Here is an 18,667-nt window from a genome sequence, read left to right as displayed (position 1 = left end):
TGCAAATGCAGTAAATAAAAATACTCCTACAATAACACCACCTTTAATTTCAGATAATGTTATTGTCTTTATCTTTTTATAAAATATAATAGAAAGTAAAATTACTGCTATAAAAAATAAATAGAATGCCACTCCCCATGCTGACAGTGGCATGCCAAACAATACTGCATAGGCACTGGTATTGACAGCATTGCAATCAAACATTGTCCCAGCAGTACATAAGGAATATAATGTAGCATCGGGCACTAGCGGGAAATAATGAACGTAAAGCAAGTATAATGAAACTATAACTGCTACAAAGCAGGTTATAATCATTGCTAATAATATTTTTTTGTTGTTCATACGCTACTATCCTTCTTTAGAATGTTAACAATATCATTTGGGGCTTAAATTAGTATTTTGCCATTACATTATATTAATATTTGAACCTGAATTAGGTACCGGATGTGCTTTGCTGTCAATATTTTCACTGCATTTGGGCAACTGTACCATATAACAACAAGCAACGTCTCCATACATTAAAAATATTTTTCAACATCAACCTTAATTAGATATGGCTGATAGTCCATTGGATTCATATATACAATATACCATTGATTACTATCATGAGCTATCGCCTTTGCTGAATAATACATCATGCTACTTCCCTGTAATCGGGGTGGCATATATACTGTGTACTTTTGTGCAGTGGGCAATCCTTCCACTGTTTTTGACATGCACACTATTATATTGCCAGTGAAAAGCTGGCAATACACCATACAGAATGACTGTAACCCATCGTCATACGACAGAGAACATTCGCCAGCGACATCACCATATAATCTAATTGCAGAATCAAGTCTATTGTTCCAGTTACTATCGCCCTGTAAAAATTCATATTGACTTTGATCTATGATACTATTTTTGTCAACCCTTGCAATCACAATCCCGCTTTTGTTTTTTTCACTGATGTGCCCAACAACATATACAAAGTTGCCACTTTCAAGTACTGAAGCACCAAATGCAGGTACATTGCCTGTAAACATGTTTTTTTTGCGGATAAATTGTATTTTGTTGCCAATCTGCCATTTGAATGGCACCTTCCAATACGCAAGTGAACTTTCCTTCATTGTGAATGACAATGGTGCAGCAGCGTCGTGTATATATACATGAGCAAAGTACACATACACGGTATCGCCTATACGAATGCCATCAAATGCCCACAATCTGTCCCTGGCCGGATCCTCACCTGCTTCATTTTTTATAAATTGCACAATCTTTCCTCTTTCCTGGTAATAGGAAAATTGCAATTGTGCCACATTGTGTGTAGTAACTTTTTGTGTGAATGCAAGGCTGTTGGAAATCATTCCGTCATCAGTAATGGTATCACCAAATGTCCACATAGTATACTGCTTGTCAAAGTCAATTGGCGTACAGCCATCCTGACCCTTCACATACGCAAGTCGTGAAGGTGCAAACACACCATATTCCACAACCTTTTTGCTGTTACACTGAACTGAAAGGCAAATGCACAGAGCACTGAAAGGTATAATGAATATTTTATTCCAACCCATACTTGCGCTGTTGTGTAAACCTGTAGTAGCCACTTTGTTCTTCCGCTTTGATTGTTTCCGCTTCATTGCCAAAATATTTTATTCGCAAGCTGTCAAGTTGCTTTTCAAGCTCTGCTCCCTTATATTTTTTTTCAAGTTCAGATCGCTGCTGCATGTACTGCATACCTGCATCCCAGCGCTGGTCACGTATCTGGTCAAGTTCTTCCCATCGCTGTAATGCAGCATTGTCAAGGCCCATAGCCTTTCGTAACTCTTTTAAACTTTCCTTGCGCTTCTGCGGGCTCATTTCAGCAAGATCTTTCTGGACACTATCAATATCAAGAAACGAATTCATCAATTCCTGCTGCTTGCGAGCAACAAAATCGTTACTATTGTTTTTGTATGCTTCCTGTATACTTTGAGTATAAAGCGATAGTTTTTCATCAAAACTCATATTGCCTGTACTAATTGTGTCCAGTGCATTATAAATAGGCTCATTGCGTTTTTCTGCTTCCCACACCTGTTCTGCATCTTCACCAAATATCTCATACCGTTTTTTCCACAACGCATCACGTTTTTCTTTAGAATTTAATTGGGCAAGGCCATTCTTGTTTTCTTCCAACCATTTATTATACTTATATAATTTTTCAAATGTATCAAATATTTCATTTTCCATTCCCGGGAATATTTCACGCAGCATTGCATATAAATATATAACCCAATCCTCAGGATACATTTTGACTAAATAGCTCATAAGCTTTTCAACCAGCATAACCTGTGTATGTTTATGGTGGATAGTTTTGCCATATTTATCTCTGAAATACTGAACAACATCCTGCATATCAAAATCAGCCTGAAGGCGGGCACGTAATTCTTCATCAGCTTGAAAAGCTTGTAACAACATGTTCACCGGTGGTACTACGCCACCATTCTTTATATAATCAATACGCGATTGGACATTATCACCCTTATGGAAGATTAGAAGATATACTGCTATAAACGCAATAAAACCTATCAAAGCATAGTAGTATTTTTTTTTCATGTGCTACTCCTATAAAAATAGATGATGCTTTAGAGCTCTGACCCTACTGCCCACATCATCTTGCCAACAGTGATTTTTTTCAAGGACATTTTTTATGATCAAAAAATAAAAAACCCTTTGAGCCAATTAGAAAAAGGGAAACAATATACTAATAATGAATATTGTTAAAATATATATAGATTAGTACTGTTTATAAAAAAGGCCGTTGAGTAAAAAAATCCCAACGACCATAAAGTAAGCTCATATTTATAAGAATATGTATTATATTTTAAAGCATATTCAATGTAAATAGTTATCCATCATTAATCATAATATGCAATATAATCAAATACTGCTGCATAAAACTCCATTTCATCAAACATATCCGGGCCAATTCCTATAACATCCACATGATCTTGTTGTATCAGATCTGCTTGTGAAATCATCTGCGTTGCATTGGGATAGTTGATGTTGCCAACATATCCTAATGATGTGTCAGTAGTAAGATAATCCTGTCCCAGAAAAACTTCATTATATCGTAAGCGATATCCCATCTGTTGCGCATTGATTCCCACCATGCCATCATCATCCAGGTCATCTTTTATTCCGTTGCCACAGCCTGCCACTCCATCATTATCACAATCATCCACACAATAGCCATTGCCATCAATATCGTATAGCGCTTTAACGATCAGAAGAAGCGGATTTAAATCCAACCCTTTCTGAGCTGTCATCACCGATACATATCGAGATGCGTACAACGATGACACCGGATTATTTTGATTAAAAATTTTTGCTCCTGTGATTTTTCCATCATTGGGGTCAAAGTCTTCATATACAAATTGTTTCAATGCTTCAACAGTATCATTGCCCGGTTTATACACAATATCGCCATAGAGATTAAAGATAAACTTTAATATATCTCCCAGTGTTCCCATCTGGAGAACATACTTGCCAAGTGGCGAGCCCCTATGTGGTGAGGATATACTTAGGGCAACTTTCACAACCTGATATCCCTTTCGCTGGTATAGAACTTTTGCAGCTTTACGAATATCCATCCCACCCTGGGAATGGCCAACTAAATTAACAAACTTTGTACCACTGGTTGCCATATATCCTTCAATTTGATCAGCTAACTCTGCTCCACGATATTCTGAATTGTGCAGAGGCTGCACTTGAGCTACAAAGGATTTTTGCCCAGTATTGATATTTGAATTGCAGGTAACTTCAAGGAATGCATCACAGGGATCACCAACAAATACACCAAAGTCATCTCCCCAGTAATTGTACCCTAAAATAGTATCAAATCCTCCCATGCCATGCGCAAATACCACCGGATACGTAGTTTTATCAACTGCGCCAATAGAACTCTGAACGTATAGCAATAAAAACACAGATACAATGAAAATATTATTTAATACTCTTACTAATGACATGCCAACCCCCTTTAAATATATTTAATACCGACTAATCGGTATTAAATATCATATCTCATTTTTGTCAACAAAAAATACATCTTCATGAAAAACAAAAGCCCTTTCTTTTAAAGAAAGGGCTTTTGTATACACTGTGATTAATCTATTCAATCATAGTAGGCAATATAATCAAACACTGCTGCATAAAACTCCATTTCATCAAACATATCCGGACCAACACCAATGACATCCAGATGGTCCTGCACTACAATGTCATTTGTTGATGTCATCTGTGCACTATTTGGATAATTTATGCTACTAACATAGCCCAGTGCGGTATCAGTTGTCAGATAATCCTGTCCTAAAAATACATCATTAAGTTTTAACCTGTATCCCATTTGCTGTGAATTTATACCTACAAGGCCGTCATCATCAAGATCTGTACGCGTGCCATTTCCTTTACCTGCTGCACCATCATTGTCACAATCATCCGTACAATATCCATCACCATCAATGTTATAAAAGCCGTTGCGCAACAAAAATAGTGCCGGATTTACATCAAGTCCTGTCTGTGCAGTGATTATGGATACATAGCGTGCTGCGTATGTAGAGCTTACAGGATACGCGTTATTGAACACCTTCATGCCAGTTGTTACGCCATCTGATGCGCTGTAGTCATTATATACCATCTGTTTGGCTGCTGCATAACAATCATTGCCCGACCTGTAGACAACATTACCATAAATAGTTGCAAGTGCAGCTATAACACTTGTTACTCCCGGTCCCAAATCCAGAATATACTTTGCCACCGGCGAACCACGATGTGGTGAAGAAATGGAAAGCGCAACTTTTACCACAGTATACCCTTTTCGCTGATACAGGACCTTAGCAGCCTTACGCAGGTCAAGTCCACCCTGTGAGTGCCCTACAAGATTAACATATTGTGCACCACTTGTAGCCATATAGCTTTCAATCTGATTGGCAAGCTGTGTACCGCGGTATTCCGATGAGTGGAACGGTTGCACCTGTGCCACGAAGGATTTCTGGCCACTATCGATATTTCCATTACAGGTTACTTCTAAAAATTCATCACAAGGATCACCAACAAATACTCCAAAATCATTACCCCAGTAATCGTACCCCAAAATATCATCAAATCCAGCCATACCATGGGCAAATACTACTGGATATGTGGTGCGTGGTACTGCAGCAAAAACCCCATAAGGGATAAGAGCGATAGCAACTATAATCGTTGCAATAATAAGCAAACCCCTTTTCATAAAGCCCCCTTTATTATATACCGTCTATATGGTATATAATAAAACACCTGTTAAAAAAAGTCAACTATTTTTATACCGACTGGCTGTTTTATAATATGTTTGTATTTTTACATTTTATCATAGTGTTAAAGATAATGATGGCATTTACATATTCAGCTATTAGAGCTTTGCTTTAACTGTTTGTTTGTATATTTATAAAGAAATTAATTATAATTATAAAACATTATGAGATATTAAAATGACAAAATTAACAAGTGGGACATGTGTGACTATAAAGTTTCAATCAAAAATATAGTACTATATTTTATATTACAAATGATAGCTGTAATTTTAAAGCAGAGGGCACAAGACTAATATGTAATATTGTGACAATCGATTTAATTTTAATTCAATAGCTTTTCGGGATACGTGAACTGAAGTAAGTGTTGGGATGTATTTATAGCACGCCAGCAAAGTGTACTACAATGAGTTATCGCACAAGCTGAATAAACCATTATTAAGGGAAACTAGGTTTATCCCGTCATTTAGTCTGTAGTTATAAATTTTGTTGAGGAGCATAGAAAGATATTAACTTAACTAATGCAATCGTAAAAACATGAATGCAAGCAAATAATTGTATACGACTTTCATATTTAGAAATTTTTAAACATTCATTGAGTTAGTACTTACGTTATATCATTACCATATTTCTTTTCTAAATATTCTTTCACTCTGTGATCAATACTCAATCTGTCATGATAATATTTTTCTATAAATGCCACCACTTTTGATGTTTTATCAAGAAAAAGGCTATTATGAGTAACTGATATTTTTTTGCCATAGAAGAAATTTTTTAAACCTTTTAATTGTGCATTAAATCCTTTTACATATCTAAAATGGAATACTATTTTTTCTGATTTGTATCTGTTGAATATATTCAATGCAGGAATGTATTGAATTTCAATTATTTGAATACTTTCTTTAGGTATACGTACAACCTTGTGCTCACTGCCAATTGTTATCTGAATATAATCAGGTGTTATTTCAAATACCCGTATCCCTGCTAATTTAAAAAAAAGATATACAGGCACAAAGATCTGAAGAAGACAATAGATAAATATTGCAAAGTGCTCAACAGTCTTAATTTTATTCCATAGAATCAAAAGCAACAAACCACAAAACAACAGTACAACAAACCAGAAATCAAACCATGTTTGTGTAAAAATTAGCCGCTCTTCAGTTTCGATTGAATTGCGATTATCTACCATAGTGTAAAATCTACTGTTATGTTTTCCTGGCGGGTTGTAGGATTTTGTTTTCCTCCAGTAAGTTGTCGAGTTCTTGTTGAAACATAGTTCATAAGTTCAGATACTGTAATAGCACCATCTTTATTGCTATCAGCTTTCTTAATTGCCAACCCTTCTATAACACTGAAAGTGAATACACCATTACGCCATTGGGCTGATTCGTAGGCATATTCTTCTCCTCCTGCAGATGATATCACTATCGCTCCATTATGCCTCCTTAAATCAGCAAACAATTCCTTCATAAGTTCAAAACTATTTGCCAACCCTATGGAATTAACTTTGTTCTTTACTATGGTAAAACCACGTGATTTTACATGGCTATCAGTCTTAACCTGTGCACTCATCAGTTGCATATCTTCCCTGTCTAATTCTCCTGAATGGCAAGCATCAATCAACATCACCTTTTTACGAGATGGTATTCCATCTAGTAGTTCTTCTAATTGGTCATACCGTAATCCTTTACCCCCAGGATTAGAAAAATCTATATCATAAGTAGCAATATAGTAATCAAGATTTTCATCAAGAAGCCCGTGAGAGGCAACAAATACAATTACATGATCATCCGGAGTAGTTTTAAGCAATACCGACTTTAACTGTACTATTCTTTCACGTGTTGCATCTTCATTTAAAACAACAAACTGGTATATCGTGCCATACCTATCCTTTTTTTGTTCAAAAAGTTTTACAAAATCCTTAGCATCCTTATCAGCATACGTCAGATTATAGTCTGCCTGAACAAATTTAGATACTCCAATACTTACTATATATAAATTTGGCTTAATTGGGGTTGGTGGAGAATACTTTACATGTATTGTGTGGGGAAGTGATTCAACACCTTTTTCATTAAGAACTGATACCATAATTGCATTATTACCGGCTGATAGTGGAATACTCAATGTTTGTTGTACCAGTTTACTTTTGTTTTCCAGTAATTTTCCTTTGACTCCATAAAGAGGAACACCATTAACTTTAACAAATATCCGCTCAAGCATATATAGATCATCCTGAGCTCTAAACCTTACTACATAATATGGTTTATCAGTTTCAATAATGCCGCTTTCTGGCATTGTAATTGCAACCTGAGGTGCATTGGATATAAAAATTTTTTCAAATTGAGACAAATTAAAACCCATTTTACGCAGTCGCTTTTCGTATGCCGTGCGGAATGCTACAATCAAATTGCCAGATGCTTTTCCCAGTCGTTCCAGCACAATGTCGGGGCGATTGAACTGCAGGTCAAACTGATCAAACGAAAATACTTTTAATCCTTTCACAAAATGAATGTAATTCAGCGTGCCCTTATTGCAAAAATAATAGTTATCAGGAGTTACAACAGCCCATTCTCTGCTGGCAGTTACAATACATTGAGCTATCTCTTTTTTAGTACCAGCATCCCAAATTCTGACCTTACAATCCTTACCACCTGAAATTATATGCGTATTATCCCTTGATACTGCAAGTGATATAACGTAATTATGTGTAAGTAATGTTGTTGCAGCAAACGTATTTACATCCCAAAATTTTATTGTGGTATCAGAGCTCCCCGATATGATAGTTTTGCCATCATTGGAAAATACAACACAATACACTATACCTTTATGGTTTAACGTTTTTATGCACTGCCCACTTGCCACGTTCCACAATCGAACAGTAGTATCGCTACTGCCGGATACCAATGATTTACCATCGGGGGCAAAAGCCAATGATAGTATTCTGAATTCATGACCTGTTAATTTTAATAATTCTTTTTTAGTAGCTATCTGCCATAACCTGATTGTTTTATCATATCCACCAGATGCTATGAGTGTACCATCAGGCGAGAATGCAACTGCATCCACCCCACCTTCATGCCCTTTAAACGTATGTACTAACACACCACGCTTTACATCCCAAAGCCTGACTGTCCCGTCACTGCTGCCTGATACTAAATAATTACCACAAGGGGAAAATCTAATACAATTGACTGCTTCCGTATGTCCTTTGAAAGTTTTAAGCAACCTGCCTTCTGGTATTTCCCACAATTTTATCGTTTTATCATAGCTGCCGGAAGCTAACATTTTCCCATCAGGTGAAATGGCAACAGTAAACACGCTTCCTTTATGATCAGAAAGTATTTTTAGATCATTAACCTTTGACAGATTCCACAATTGGATGCCATTGCTATCGGTACCAGCCGCAACAAACAATCCATCGGGTGACACAGCAACCGAATAAATCCAATCCGCAGTAGCCAAGAAAGTTTTCACTTCCCTGCTATTTACTATATCCCACAATTTTATTGTGTTATCCCATGCACCTGATACCAGATAGTTGCCCTGTGGTAAAAATACAACTGATGACACTACACTGCTGTGTCCTTTAAGTACTGCAGATAGTCTGCCAGTTTCATAATCCCATATTGCAATGGACTCATCAGCACTTCCTGAAGCAATGTACTTACCATCTTGTGAAAATGAAACTGAAAGTACAGAATCTTTATGGCCTGATAGAGTATGTATAAGCCGTTGAGTTATCACATCCCATACTTTCACTGTTGTATCGCTGCTTCCTGATACCAATATCCTGCCATTAGGCGAAAACGCTATAGAAGTAACATCACCTGTATGTCCGGAAAATATTCGTACTATTTTTCCAGTACTAATTTCCCACAATTTAATGGTACCATCTTTGCTTGCTGAAGCTACAAATCTATTATCAACAGAAAAAGCTACTGATGTAATGTCCCCCCTGTGCCCAAAAAATGTGATTATTTCTTTTCCTGTTGACCAATCCCATATCTTTACTTTTGCATCATCACTGCCTGTGGCAATCATTTTACCGTCAGGGGAAAACGCTATAGTTTTCATATAGCTTGCGGTATCTATGTTTATAACAATCTTTCCAGTTTCAACCTCCCACCATTTGATTGTTTTATCTGCACCACATGACACTAGTGTACGCCCATCTGGTGAAAATGCTATTGCTTCGACAGTACCGCTATGTCCAACCATTGTTCGTAGCAATCTTCCGCTTGCAACATCCCAAAGCTTTATTGTTCCATCAAGGCTTGCGGATGCAATTATTCTGCCATCAGGTGAAGCCGCCATGGATGTTATCCATTCACTATGTCCCTGTTGTACCACTACTTGAGGATTATCGATTGTTTGAGAGTAGGCGTGAAGAAAAAATAATTGCACCAAGAGTGTAGTTACTATCATTTTCTTCATGGCTGACCTCATTGAATATTTTTTCTCTTTAAAAAAATAATTTATTACGAATGTCAAGTCTTTTGTTAAGCACCTATACCAGCTTAATTTTCTATAATATTCATCATTAATTTCACCAACATGAATACAAAAGTTTTACTTTTATTGTTATAAATATGACTTATAAATAAAATCATATTTAGTAAAATAGCTTGATTTATTATATACCTAAAGCCATGGTGACATTAGCTAATGCATAAAGGACTTATACACTATGAAAAATATCTTTTTCTATTCAGAAGAACTAGCGCAGGTTGAATATTCCCCTACTCATCCATTCAAACCAATGCGCGCAAAACAGATGATGGATCTATTACACCGGTATGGATTGCTTGACGATACCCAGATTCTTGAACATCCTTTCCTTGAAGAAGATTTGCTTTATCTATTCCACACCCCCGATTACATTCAGGCTCTAAAATCATGCGAGCATGGCCAATTTGACATAAACCTTTTAACATACGGCCTTGGAACTCATGATAATCCTATATTCAAAGGAGTATATAGTTTTTCACTGCAGGCATCAGGCGGCACATTCCTGGGTGCTCAGAAACTTGCCCATACTGACACATTATTTGCTTTTAACCCAATTGGCGGTTTTCACCATGCAATGCGTGATCACGCCGAAGGATTTTGTTACATCAACGATATAGCCATTGCCCTTCACTACCTTATAAATAAAGGATTTACATGTGCATATATAGACATTGATGTCCATCATGGTGATGGAGTGCAAAGTGCATTTTATGATGACAACAGAGTTCTTACGATATCAATTCATGAAAGTGGCCAGTTTTTATTTCCCGGAACCGGTTTTGAAAATGAAATTGGCCAGGGGCCCGGATATGGGTATAACGTCAATATCCCTCTTTTAAAGGATACAGATGACGAAATTTTTGTGTATGCATTTGAAGAAATTGTTCCGCCGTTATTACAAAGCTTTAAACCCGATATTGTATGTGTTCAGGTTGGTGGCGATAGCCATAAGGATGACCCTTTGGCACATTTAAACCTTACCAGCAATGGCTATGTAAAAGTTTTACAGATCATAAAACAGTTTTCCCCAAAAATACTTGCTACTGGAGGAGGTGGATATAATCTGTATAAGACCGCAGCATTATGGACACTTGCCTGGGCAACATTTGCAGGCATACAACCTATGGATAATTTTATGGGAGTTATTGGCGGTATGATGTATGGCCCGGAAATGGATGCCGGTTCATTATACGATAACCCTTACAACATTGGAGGATTAACTAAAGAACAATGTTTTACATATGCACGGGATGTGGTTGATTATATCAAACAAACGGTATTCCCCATTCACAAGCTGTAACTGCGTTACAAGCGCTTTATGACTGCTTCAACCCCATTGCGTGCCACACAAATTGATGCATAGTATCCGCTTTTCAACGCTCCTGCATTCACTACAGTGGTATTCCCAAGCCGTGCAACACCATGCGCTTCATGAATATGCCCGCAAATACATACATCAATATTATATTCAGTGCAAAATTTAGCAATTGCCACACTGCCAGCATGAGTCTTAAAAATAGTCCTGTCACACACGTTCTTTGGCGGGTTATGCGACAGCAACACTTTTACCGGCTGATGCTGTATCTTTTCAAACCCTCTGCACATAAACTCATATATTTCTTCCTCGGAATATTCTACCGGTGTGTGCAATGGAGTTTTTATTGAACCGCCAACACCAAAAAAACCTACATCCTCAACAACCGCAAAACCAGCATGTATTGAATACGGTGCTAAAAACTCCTGAATTTTTTTCCCATCCCAATTTCCATGAACAGCCAAAATTGGTTTATTTATCTGGGCGATAGCTCTTTTATACAGTTCCCAGCGTGTATACCATTTCAGTGGTGCCAAATCCCCAGCAATAACAACAATATCACTGGATTCAATCTCAGGCTGCAGACGATATATATTTTTATATCCACGGTGGATATCACTGATGGCACAGATTTTAATCATATTATAATAGCCACGATATTTTTTTTGTTACAAATTAAGAAGGAATGCTGGAGAGATATGGAGAAATGTCAAGAACTATACATCACAGATACAGCATTTATGGTGTATTTTTTAATTATATACCTCTATCCTCATCAAATATTTCAGCAGGAATCAAGACTCCAAAATATTTGATTGCAGCAACAAGCCTGTCACATTCATCAACCTGTGGCAGTGTTGCACATTGAAAAGGCTCTTCATATTCTCGGTAGATGAATAATTGTGCATTTTTCATGGTAATAACCCTGTATTAATCATCGTAAACTAATATAGCATATATTACATTAAAATCAAGCTGAACTTTACAAAATTTATTTAAAATATATTTAAATTTGAATTAACAAAACAGCAGATAAAACTTATAGTCTTACTACAATAATGCAATTTTGTAATAAGTTATAGAATAAAGTAAAAAAGTCATGTTGAACCTGTTTTAGTATATTTTTTAAAAAAATGATTTTTAAAATATGCACATACTGATAACTTTGGAATTCAAAATAACTGTTGGTATACTATTTACACTATGATAGCACAGCCTTCATTTATTGAATTTGCATTTATTACACTTACTGTATCCTTGTCCGGGGTTATGGCTCCAGGTCCAATGAGTGCAGTAACAATAAATCATGGCACACGTTCTAAGTATGCCGGCTTGCTTGTATCTACAGGTCATGCTATCATCGAATTGCCTGTAATCATTGCCCTGTTTGCTGGAATACAGGTTATCATGCAATTTGCTAACATAACTTCATACATAACGTTGTCAGGGGGGATAGTGCTGGTGATACTTGCAACGTTAACTGCACAAAGTGTAAAAGCAAATACAACCATCACTACATATACACCACTTTTAGATGGCATAATCCTTTCAGCTTTTAATCCATATTTTTACGTATGGTGGCTAACCATAGGCCTGTCGCTTATACAAAAAGGAATTATATTTGGCTCAATTGGGTTAGCTGCATTTTCATTTCTACATATTGTCTGTGATTACATATGGCTTTTGATATTATCCATGCTTTCATTTGCAGGGGCTTCATTTCTTGGAGCAAAATTTACCAAAACCGTAGGATTTATTACTGTAATTATGCTGTATGCATTTGGATTGTATTTTATCTATGATGCAATAAAACAAATAGTTTAAGCATATAATCAAAAAAACTCCAAGTTACATGGTTTGAGGGCATCTGTGTTACTATCATCAGTATCTGTATTGCCATAGAGGGATTTCTTAAATGAGCTATCGCCACAACTTTAACGAGGGAGTATTCTTTTAACAGACCGTGTACTGTCCATAGTAAGGTCAACAGTAAAGGGACGTGCAATTTTTTGCTGTTTGTCGTTTGTCAATATTTTTACAATTGGGCGCAGGTCACCGGTTGAATGCAATTCCTGTACCTGAGCCACTTCCCCTGTGGTAAGCAGCACAAGCGAGCCAACAGGCAAAATTGGATCCTTCTGTAAAATTGGCGTCATATCACGCACAAACCGCGAAACAAGGACAGGATTAAACTTTGCACGTGATTCTTTAATAATAGTAAGTATTGCTTCGCGTGATGAATATGCACGTTTATAGGGGCGTGCAGTAATAAGTGCATCATACACATCACAGATTGCTGTAATCTTTGCCCCAATAGGTATATCCTCATCCTGCAAACTCTGAGGATACCCTTTACCATTGTAATTTTCATGATGATGCAATATCACATCAAGAGCATTAGGAGGTATATGATCATGCTTTGCAACATATTCATAGCCATATTCGGGGTGCTTTTTAATCAGTTCAAATTCACTGTCAGTTAATTTTTCTTTTTTATTGAGAATTTCAACAGGAATCATTAATTTACCAACATCATGCAGAAAAGCTCCAAGTCCAATTTCCCTGACCAGCCTTTCTTCAAGCCCATGCTTTGAGGCCATAGCCATGGCAAGTATTCCCACATTTACCGAATGAGTAAATGTGTAATCATCAAAATCTTTTATCTTCATTAAATACAGGAAACGATCCTTGTTTTGTTTTACATAGCTATGGAGTGATAGTACAAATTCCTTTGACTGCTCAAGATTAGGCCTTGCATTATTTCGGATTGCTTCAAATAATGCCTCCCAGATATCTTTTGCTTTTTGGGTAAATTCTGTTGCATCCGTATTTGCTGCCGGCGTGTAGTAAATTCTTTTTATTCCTTTTGATTTTAGTTGTTCAATTACTTCTGCAGTATACACAGTATACGCTGGGTATAAAAAATTATTTTCCGAATCATAGGTGTCGCCCGAAAGCGTTGCACCGGGAACCATAAATTCAACAATAACCTCTAAACGTTTTGCACTATCTTCCATAATTGACATCATTACACCTTACTTATGATACGCTACTGCATCCCCTATTGCTATAATTGCATCATTGTTTCCCCTCACCTCAAGACGCCATGAACTTATTTTTCTTCCCGCATGCACCAACATACATTCAGCAAAAATACGCTCCCCATCCATGGCCGCCTGCAGGTATTGCAATGTCATAGTCAGTGCCACAGCCATTGTCCCCATGGAGTTGCTTGCCACTGCAAATGCCTGGTCAGCTACTGCATGTATTATACCACCATGTGCCCGCTCAACCGCATTGAGGTATTCCGGTTTAACCGTCAGTCCACAGCGCGCATATCCATGCTTCACATCCTCCACATCAATTCCAAGAAATGTTGCCAGGGGGTCTTTACCTACAACTTCTCTGGCATACCTTAGAGGATCCTCAATCATCTTTTCCATAAGTTTTACCTCAAAATTCTCAATTAATTTAATCACACAATATACAATCAGTCAAAATTTACAATCGTTTTAAATTCTTCCTTTGGCGGATTGTAGTATCCCAATTTTAACATGGGATACTGTTTTCGCAACAGCTCAAGTAATTGTCGTACACCAATTGCATCCTCATCTTCAAAGCCAATGCTATCAAGATAATAATCCGGGTCAATATTGAGATTACGTGTTTGTATCATATTCACAGGGTAGTTGTCAAGAAAAGTACACAAAGCACTAACTTGTGATTTGGCATCGGTAAAACCGGGCAAAAAGAAAAGATTAATTGAAACAAAAATACCTGCTTTCAAGGCAACTTCAATACTATGCATTACATCTTTAAAGTGATAATTTTTGGGGCGATAGTACCTGGTATAATACTTTTCCGTTGGTGAATTCAGACTAATGCGCACAGAATCAAGCCCTGCATCAATGCACTGCTTGAGAGCCTGTGGTAATGATCCATTGGTGTTTAGATGTATGGTGCCCTTGGTGGTTTTGCTCCTTACAATTGCAATGGCCTTTGCCAGGTCTTTTGCACGCAAAAGCGGCTCACCTTCACAGCCCTGCCCAAAGCTTACTATAGCTTTATCAACGCGATCAATGTGGTGCAGCATAACACAGGCTATCTCTTCTGGAGTAGGTTCCCTGTTGAGCCTGTACTGCGAAACGTGCACACCTGTATCCTTTTGAAATGAAAAGCACCCTAAGCACAGAGCATTGCACGATTTGGTTGTAGGCAGTGGAGCTTCATATCGACTTAAGAAAAAATTACGAGCACACAAACAACCATATTCAGTAGAACATTTTGCAAGCTGGCGCACCAAGCTGTTTTGCGGGTACTGCTGCTTTATAGCTTTTATTTTTTTAAAAAGCTCAATGTCATTTCGGTGTAGCGCAGGGTCAGAGCGTGGATCAGGATCAATACGTAGCGCTGGCACATAAAATGAATCCCCCACAAACACTAGTCCGCAATATGCCCACAGTGAAAGTATTGGTGCACCATCCTTCCGCGTATATGCCGGCAGATAAGTGCGCAAATATCCAGAACTTAAAAATGCTGCAACAGCCCATATTTCATTGCCATTGTAATGAGTTATAGCTTTGAATTTTTTTCCGTCCACAGGATATCGCTGAGGTAACATGTAGAGTGTACTGCCATCAGGAATAGGGATGAGCTCTTTTTCATCCACTGGCACAAATCGCCTGCCTTGTCTAAAAGCAGCTACCACCTTTGGGTGTTTATATACATTTCCGTCAATATCACAAAATGCTAAATATGCTTTCTTCATATATTCTCTATTTGCTGTAGATAGGGATTATATTAGCTCTCTGTTGTTAATTAGGATATTTACTTATGTACTATACCTAATTTTGTGATACATTCAGATAATTTTTTATTATATTGCTTTTCTACATGTCGCATACGTGTGCACAATGCATTCTGCTCCTTCTCAAGTTTTCGGTATAGTGCATCTTTTTTTACTGCTGCCGTATCTTTGCCTTGCTTCAACAGCGCTTTTTTATATTTTAACTTTGTATCACGGGCATGTCGCCATTGTGTTTTTACTGTTTGCAGTTCTTTTTTTAAAGGCGATAGCTCTTTGTCAAAATATTGCCCAAAGACTTGTTGGCTGGCAGCGTAAAAGCAGGCTAACTTTTGTAATAAGCTGTCTTTATATACTTTGCCTTTATTGGTGAGAATAAAGCGATTGTTATCTGCGATTATATATCCTTCATTGATTAATTCATCTGGAACTGGCTGCCGGTTGCTATCGCCACACTGAAGCAAGAAAAGAAGATGTTGCAATTCCTTCAAAGAAAGCAAAGATTGCTGTAACTCAGAATGCAGTTTTTCTATCATCCCCCACCAACAAAACGTGCTATTTCAAGAACATCGCCATCATGCAATTGTTCAGTAGCATAGTTTTCCTTATCAACAATACGCCCGTTCTTTTCCACCATTATTTTTGAGGGATTAAATCGGTATAAATCAAGTAACTCTTTTAATGTGTTTTTTTCAAATTCAATATCTATGCCGTTTACCCTGATCCTCATAGCGTTTCCTTTTTGTTTTTATGAATAACCCCATTCATATATAATAATTGCAGGCAGCACAATGGCTGCCGTCTCAGCTCTTAGCTGTGTGGCCCCATTATATAATACAAACCAATCAAAGCCTCGTGCAATTTCAACTTCTTTTTTTGAAAAACCTCCTTCGGGGCCGGTCAATAACATAACATTATTATGAGGCTTGGACTCTTTTAAAAAGGTACGCATGCTCCCGGCATCGGGATCAGCATGAGCAAGTATGCCAGCATCCTTTTTCATCCGTACGACTTCATCAAATGTCATCACAGGGGAAACTACAGGCACATTGGGGCGTAAACATTGCTTGGATGCTTCAATGGCTATTTTTTGCCAGCGCGCTAATTTCTTTTCCTCTTTTTCTGAAATATCAGGTATGGTTCGCTCTGTTATCATTGGAATAATCCGGCACACTCCTATTTCAACAGCCTTTTGAATGACAAGATCAAATTTCTTTCCTTTTAACACTGCAACACACAGTGTAAGATCAAGTTGAATATTAGGATAGTTAATAGTATCGGTTATTTGAGCAATTATTTTCTCTGTCTGGATGTGAGTGATTATTGCACGGTATCGCATTCCTTCTGAGTCTATCACCTGAATGCTGTCACCTATTTGGGCACGTCGCACCCTCACAAGATGATGATAGTCTTCATCTTCAATGATCACAGTATTATCATCACCCGGTGCACGTACAAAAAACTGTGCCATATCAGTCACCTAATTTTTCAGGTCTGAATAGTTCAGCATTAATGGGTACTCCATCTTCTATGGAAGTAAATTCCATCACTGTCATGGTGCCTTTTTTAATATTCAACATGTCATAGCGCACTGGGAATGACCTTCCATCCTTTTGTGCAATTTTTGCAATGGAAAGTGTCTTGAATATTACCTTATCCTGATCGTGGAAATCTATACGCAAGGGAATATAACTTTTTTTTATTACGTATAGTGTAAGTTTGCCATATGCACCCGTTTTATCTATAGGATCAAGCGTGAGTTTGAAGCAGTCATTATTTTTTAAAATGACCGAACCATCAATACGTGCAACATAATTACTCTGTAAATCAGCATTTGACAAATCAACATAATAAAAGTTTGTTGCAAGTATGTCGTCATATTTATCAATACCCATTTTGTGAAACAGCGCCCGGGCAGCCATATCATATACCCAAAGGTCCTCACCACCTATACGGTAGAGCACTTTCTGCATACTTCCCCGTGTTGGTTTTACAATATCAAATAAAAACTGATTTTTATTAATATATCCTGTTATCTGTAGTTTTTGGGCTGATCCATCTGGTGTAATGTGCATCAAATACCCTTTCAGGATTCCATCAGGATAATCCATAATACGGTCAACCCTGGCAAGAATTTCCTGTGCGGTTAATTCTATTTCTCGTTCAGCCTGTGCCCTGATATGGGTATGTGTCATTGGCAACACAAGTAACATGACAACAATTATAATAACGTGATAGTGTTTCATTACTTTTTCCCAGCACACATTCTCTATTTGTTTGTAACTAACGTATTATATAATAGCATCTACTGATGTTTTTGTACACAACTTTTTAATGTCAGTCATCATCCGAAGTATAATACTTATCCTGTAAGGGCGTATTAATATCAGGGCGCAGTTTTTTAGCATCCCGTAAATATACATGCACAATTTCATCCTGTCTTTTATCAGTATTTATGTGCAGCAACACACGCACACACATGCCAAGCGAGCCGGGAACCGGAATCTCACGTGAACATAAAAGCGGTATATGCAACCATCCTAAATTCCGTGCAGCAACAGCAGGGAACTCTGCGTTCACATCGTCGGTTACTGTGAAAATTGCTGAAGCTATATCATCAATCTGAATTTTATTTATAGTAACTATCGCCCTTAAAAGCTCTTCAGTCCTTTGCAGTATTTCTTCTTTTGTATTTGCATCAACAGTAATTGCACCGCGAACTCCCCGGATCAC

19 protein-coding genes are annotated in these 18,667 nt (G+C 37.4%); 2 read left to right on the top strand and 17 right to left on the bottom strand.

Features of this window, described 5'->3' with window-relative positions; translation table 11 throughout:
* The 7 genes from N3F66_08000 to N3F66_07970 all read right to left on the bottom strand — a co-directional run.
* A partial coding sequence (locus tag N3F66_08000) for a vitamin K epoxide reductase family protein (protein MCX8124091.1) occupies positions 1–342 on the bottom strand: 342 nt, incomplete at its 3' end.
* A 176-nt stretch (positions 343–518) separates the two neighbouring features.
* Positions 519–1,586 carry a DUF4185 domain-containing protein gene (locus tag N3F66_07995; protein ID MCX8124090.1) on the bottom strand — a complete coding sequence of 356 codons (1,068 nt, stop codon included), beginning with the start codon at positions 1,584–1,586 and terminating at the stop codon, positions 519–521.
* A complete protein-coding gene (locus N3F66_07990) occupies positions 1,540–2,574 on the bottom strand; it encodes a hypothetical protein (GenBank protein MCX8124089.1) in 1,035 nt (344 codons plus the stop codon). Before N3F66_07990 ends, N3F66_07995 begins: the two co-directional genes overlap by 47 nt.
* Before the next feature lie 302 nt (positions 2,575–2,876).
* Positions 2,877–3,989: an acetyltransferase gene (locus tag N3F66_07985; protein ID MCX8124088.1), complete on the bottom strand. Its 1,113-nt coding sequence runs from the start codon at positions 3,987–3,989 to the stop codon at positions 2,877–2,879.
* 146 nt (positions 3,990–4,135) lie between these two features.
* Positions 4,136–5,248: an acetyltransferase gene (locus tag N3F66_07980; protein MCX8124087.1), complete on the bottom strand. Its 1,113-nt coding sequence runs from the start codon at positions 5,246–5,248 to the stop codon at positions 4,136–4,138.
* Positions 5,249–5,913: 665 nt separating this feature from the next.
* Positions 5,914–6,495, bottom strand: a complete 582-nt coding sequence (locus tag N3F66_07975; protein ID MCX8124086.1) for a hypothetical protein — start codon at positions 6,493–6,495, stop codon at positions 5,914–5,916.
* Positions 6,489–9,740 carry a caspase family protein gene (locus N3F66_07970; protein ID MCX8124085.1) on the bottom strand — a complete coding sequence of 1,084 codons (3,252 nt, stop codon included), beginning with the start codon at positions 9,738–9,740 and terminating at the stop codon, positions 6,489–6,491. Before N3F66_07970 ends, N3F66_07975 begins: the two co-directional genes overlap by 7 nt.
* 253 nt (positions 9,741–9,993) lie before the next feature.
* Here N3F66_07970 and N3F66_07965 point away from each other — a divergent pair, with 253 nt between their 5' ends.
* A complete protein-coding gene (locus tag N3F66_07965) occupies positions 9,994–11,115 on the top strand; it encodes an acetoin utilization protein AcuC (GenBank protein MCX8124084.1) in 1,122 nt (373 codons plus the stop codon).
* Positions 11,116–11,120: 5 nt separating this feature from the next.
* Here the strand turns inward: N3F66_07965 and N3F66_07960 are convergent, their stop codons facing one another.
* Positions 11,121–11,771 carry a metallophosphoesterase gene (locus tag N3F66_07960; protein ID MCX8124083.1) on the bottom strand — a complete coding sequence of 217 codons (651 nt, stop codon included), beginning with the start codon at positions 11,769–11,771 and terminating at the stop codon, positions 11,121–11,123.
* 115 nt (positions 11,772–11,886) lie between these two features.
* Entirely contained in the window at positions 11,887–12,045 is a 159-nt protein-coding gene (locus tag N3F66_07955; protein ID MCX8124082.1) for a hypothetical protein, read from the bottom strand.
* Positions 12,046–12,333: 288 nt separating this feature from the next.
* Between N3F66_07955 and N3F66_07950 the strand changes: the two genes are divergently transcribed.
* Complete coding sequence (locus N3F66_07950) at positions 12,334–12,954, top strand: LysE family translocator (protein MCX8124081.1); 621 nt, start codon at positions 12,334–12,336, stop codon at positions 12,952–12,954.
* Between the two features lie 110 nt (positions 12,955–13,064).
* Here N3F66_07950 and N3F66_07945 read toward each other — a convergent pair whose 3' ends face one another.
* The 8 genes from N3F66_07945 to aroH all read right to left on the bottom strand — a co-directional run bounded on the left by N3F66_07945 (position 13,065) and on the right by aroH (position 18,667).
* A complete protein-coding gene (locus N3F66_07945; protein ID MCX8124080.1) occupies positions 13,065–14,147 on the bottom strand; it encodes an HD-GYP domain-containing protein in 1,083 nt (360 codons plus the stop codon).
* 18 nt (positions 14,148–14,165) lie between these two features.
* The gene (locus N3F66_07940) at positions 14,166–14,573 is read right to left on the bottom strand and encodes a hotdog fold thioesterase (GenBank protein MCX8124079.1); all 408 of its coding nucleotides are present in this window, start codon (positions 14,571–14,573) and stop codon (positions 14,166–14,168) included.
* A 47-nt stretch (positions 14,574–14,620) separates the two neighbouring features.
* Positions 14,621–15,898: a radical SAM protein gene (locus N3F66_07935; GenBank protein MCX8124078.1), complete on the bottom strand. Its 1,278-nt coding sequence runs from the start codon at positions 15,896–15,898 to the stop codon at positions 14,621–14,623.
* Positions 15,899–15,957: 59 nt separating this feature from the next.
* Positions 15,958–16,470, bottom strand: coding sequence for a hypothetical protein (locus N3F66_07930; protein ID MCX8124077.1), 513 nt, complete (start codon positions 16,468–16,470; stop codon positions 15,958–15,960).
* The gene (gene thiS, locus N3F66_07925; protein MCX8124076.1) at positions 16,467–16,664 is read right to left on the bottom strand and encodes a sulfur carrier protein ThiS; all 198 of its coding nucleotides are present in this window, start codon (positions 16,662–16,664) and stop codon (positions 16,467–16,469) included. The genes N3F66_07930 and thiS overlap by 4 nt, the downstream gene beginning before the upstream one ends.
* 18 nt (positions 16,665–16,682) lie before the next feature.
* A complete protein-coding gene (locus N3F66_07920; GenBank protein MCX8124075.1) occupies positions 16,683–17,405 on the bottom strand; it encodes a 16S rRNA (uracil(1498)-N(3))-methyltransferase in 723 nt (240 codons plus the stop codon).
* Between the two features lies 1 nt (position 17,406).
* Positions 17,407–18,180, bottom strand: coding sequence for an outer membrane lipoprotein-sorting protein (locus N3F66_07915; GenBank protein ID MCX8124074.1), 774 nt, complete (start codon positions 18,178–18,180; stop codon positions 17,407–17,409).
* Positions 18,181–18,271: 91 nt separating this feature from the next.
* A complete protein-coding gene (aroH, locus tag N3F66_07910; protein MCX8124073.1) occupies positions 18,272–18,667 on the bottom strand; it encodes a chorismate mutase in 396 nt (131 codons plus the stop codon).

This window comes from Spirochaetota bacterium, assembly GCA_026414805.1.
Classification (GTDB): Bacteria; Spirochaetota; UBA4802; order UBA4802; family UB4802; genus UBA4802.
The sequence above is the reverse complement of the archived record's forward strand: the minus strand, read 5'-3'. Positions and strand labels throughout refer to the sequence as shown.

Coding starts and splice junctions, on each gene's coding strand:
- N3F66_07990 (MCX8124089.1), bottom strand. CDS start 2,574: ATGAAAAAAAAATACTACTATGCTTTGATAGGTTTTATTGCGTTTATA.
- N3F66_07985 (MCX8124088.1), bottom strand. CDS start 3,989: ATGTCATTAGTAAGAGTATTAAATAATATTTTCATTGTATCTGTGTTT.
- N3F66_07980 (MCX8124087.1), bottom strand. CDS start 5,248: ATGAAAAGGGGTTTGCTTATTATTGCAACGATTATAGTTGCTATCGCT.
- N3F66_07975 (MCX8124086.1), bottom strand. CDS start 6,495: ATGGTAGATAATCGCAATTCAATCGAAACTGAAGAGCGGCTAATTTTT.
- N3F66_07970 (MCX8124085.1), bottom strand. CDS start 9,740: ATGAAGAAAATGATAGTAACTACACTCTTGGTGCAATTATTTTTTCTT.
- N3F66_07965 (MCX8124084.1), top strand. CDS start 9,994: ATGAAAAATATCTTTTTCTATTCAGAAGAACTAGCGCAGGTTGAATAT.
- N3F66_07960 (MCX8124083.1), bottom strand. CDS start 11,771: ATGATTAAAATCTGTGCCATCAGTGATATCCACCGTGGATATAAAAAT.
- N3F66_07955 (MCX8124082.1), bottom strand. CDS start 12,045: ATGAAAAATGCACAATTATTCATCTACCGAGAATATGAAGAGCCTTTT.
- N3F66_07950 (MCX8124081.1), top strand. CDS start 12,334: ATGATAGCACAGCCTTCATTTATTGAATTTGCATTTATTACACTTACT.
- N3F66_07945 (MCX8124080.1), bottom strand. CDS start 14,147: ATGGAAGATAGTGCAAAACGTTTAGAGGTTATTGTTGAATTTATGGTT.
- N3F66_07940 (MCX8124079.1), bottom strand. CDS start 14,573: ATGGAAAAGATGATTGAGGATCCTCTAAGGTATGCCAGAGAAGTTGTA.
- N3F66_07935 (MCX8124078.1), bottom strand. CDS start 15,898: ATGAAGAAAGCATATTTAGCATTTTGTGATATTGACGGAAATGTATAT.
- N3F66_07930 (MCX8124077.1), bottom strand. CDS start 16,470: ATGATAGAAAAACTGCATTCTGAGTTACAGCAATCTTTGCTTTCTTTG.
- thiS (MCX8124076.1), bottom strand. CDS start 16,664: ATGAGGATCAGGGTAAACGGCATAGATATTGAATTTGAAAAAAACACA.
- N3F66_07920 (MCX8124075.1), bottom strand. CDS start 17,405: ATGGCACAGTTTTTTGTACGTGCACCGGGTGATGATAATACTGTGATC.
- N3F66_07915 (MCX8124074.1), bottom strand. CDS start 18,180: ATGAAACACTATCACGTTATTATAATTGTTGTCATGTTACTTGTGTTG.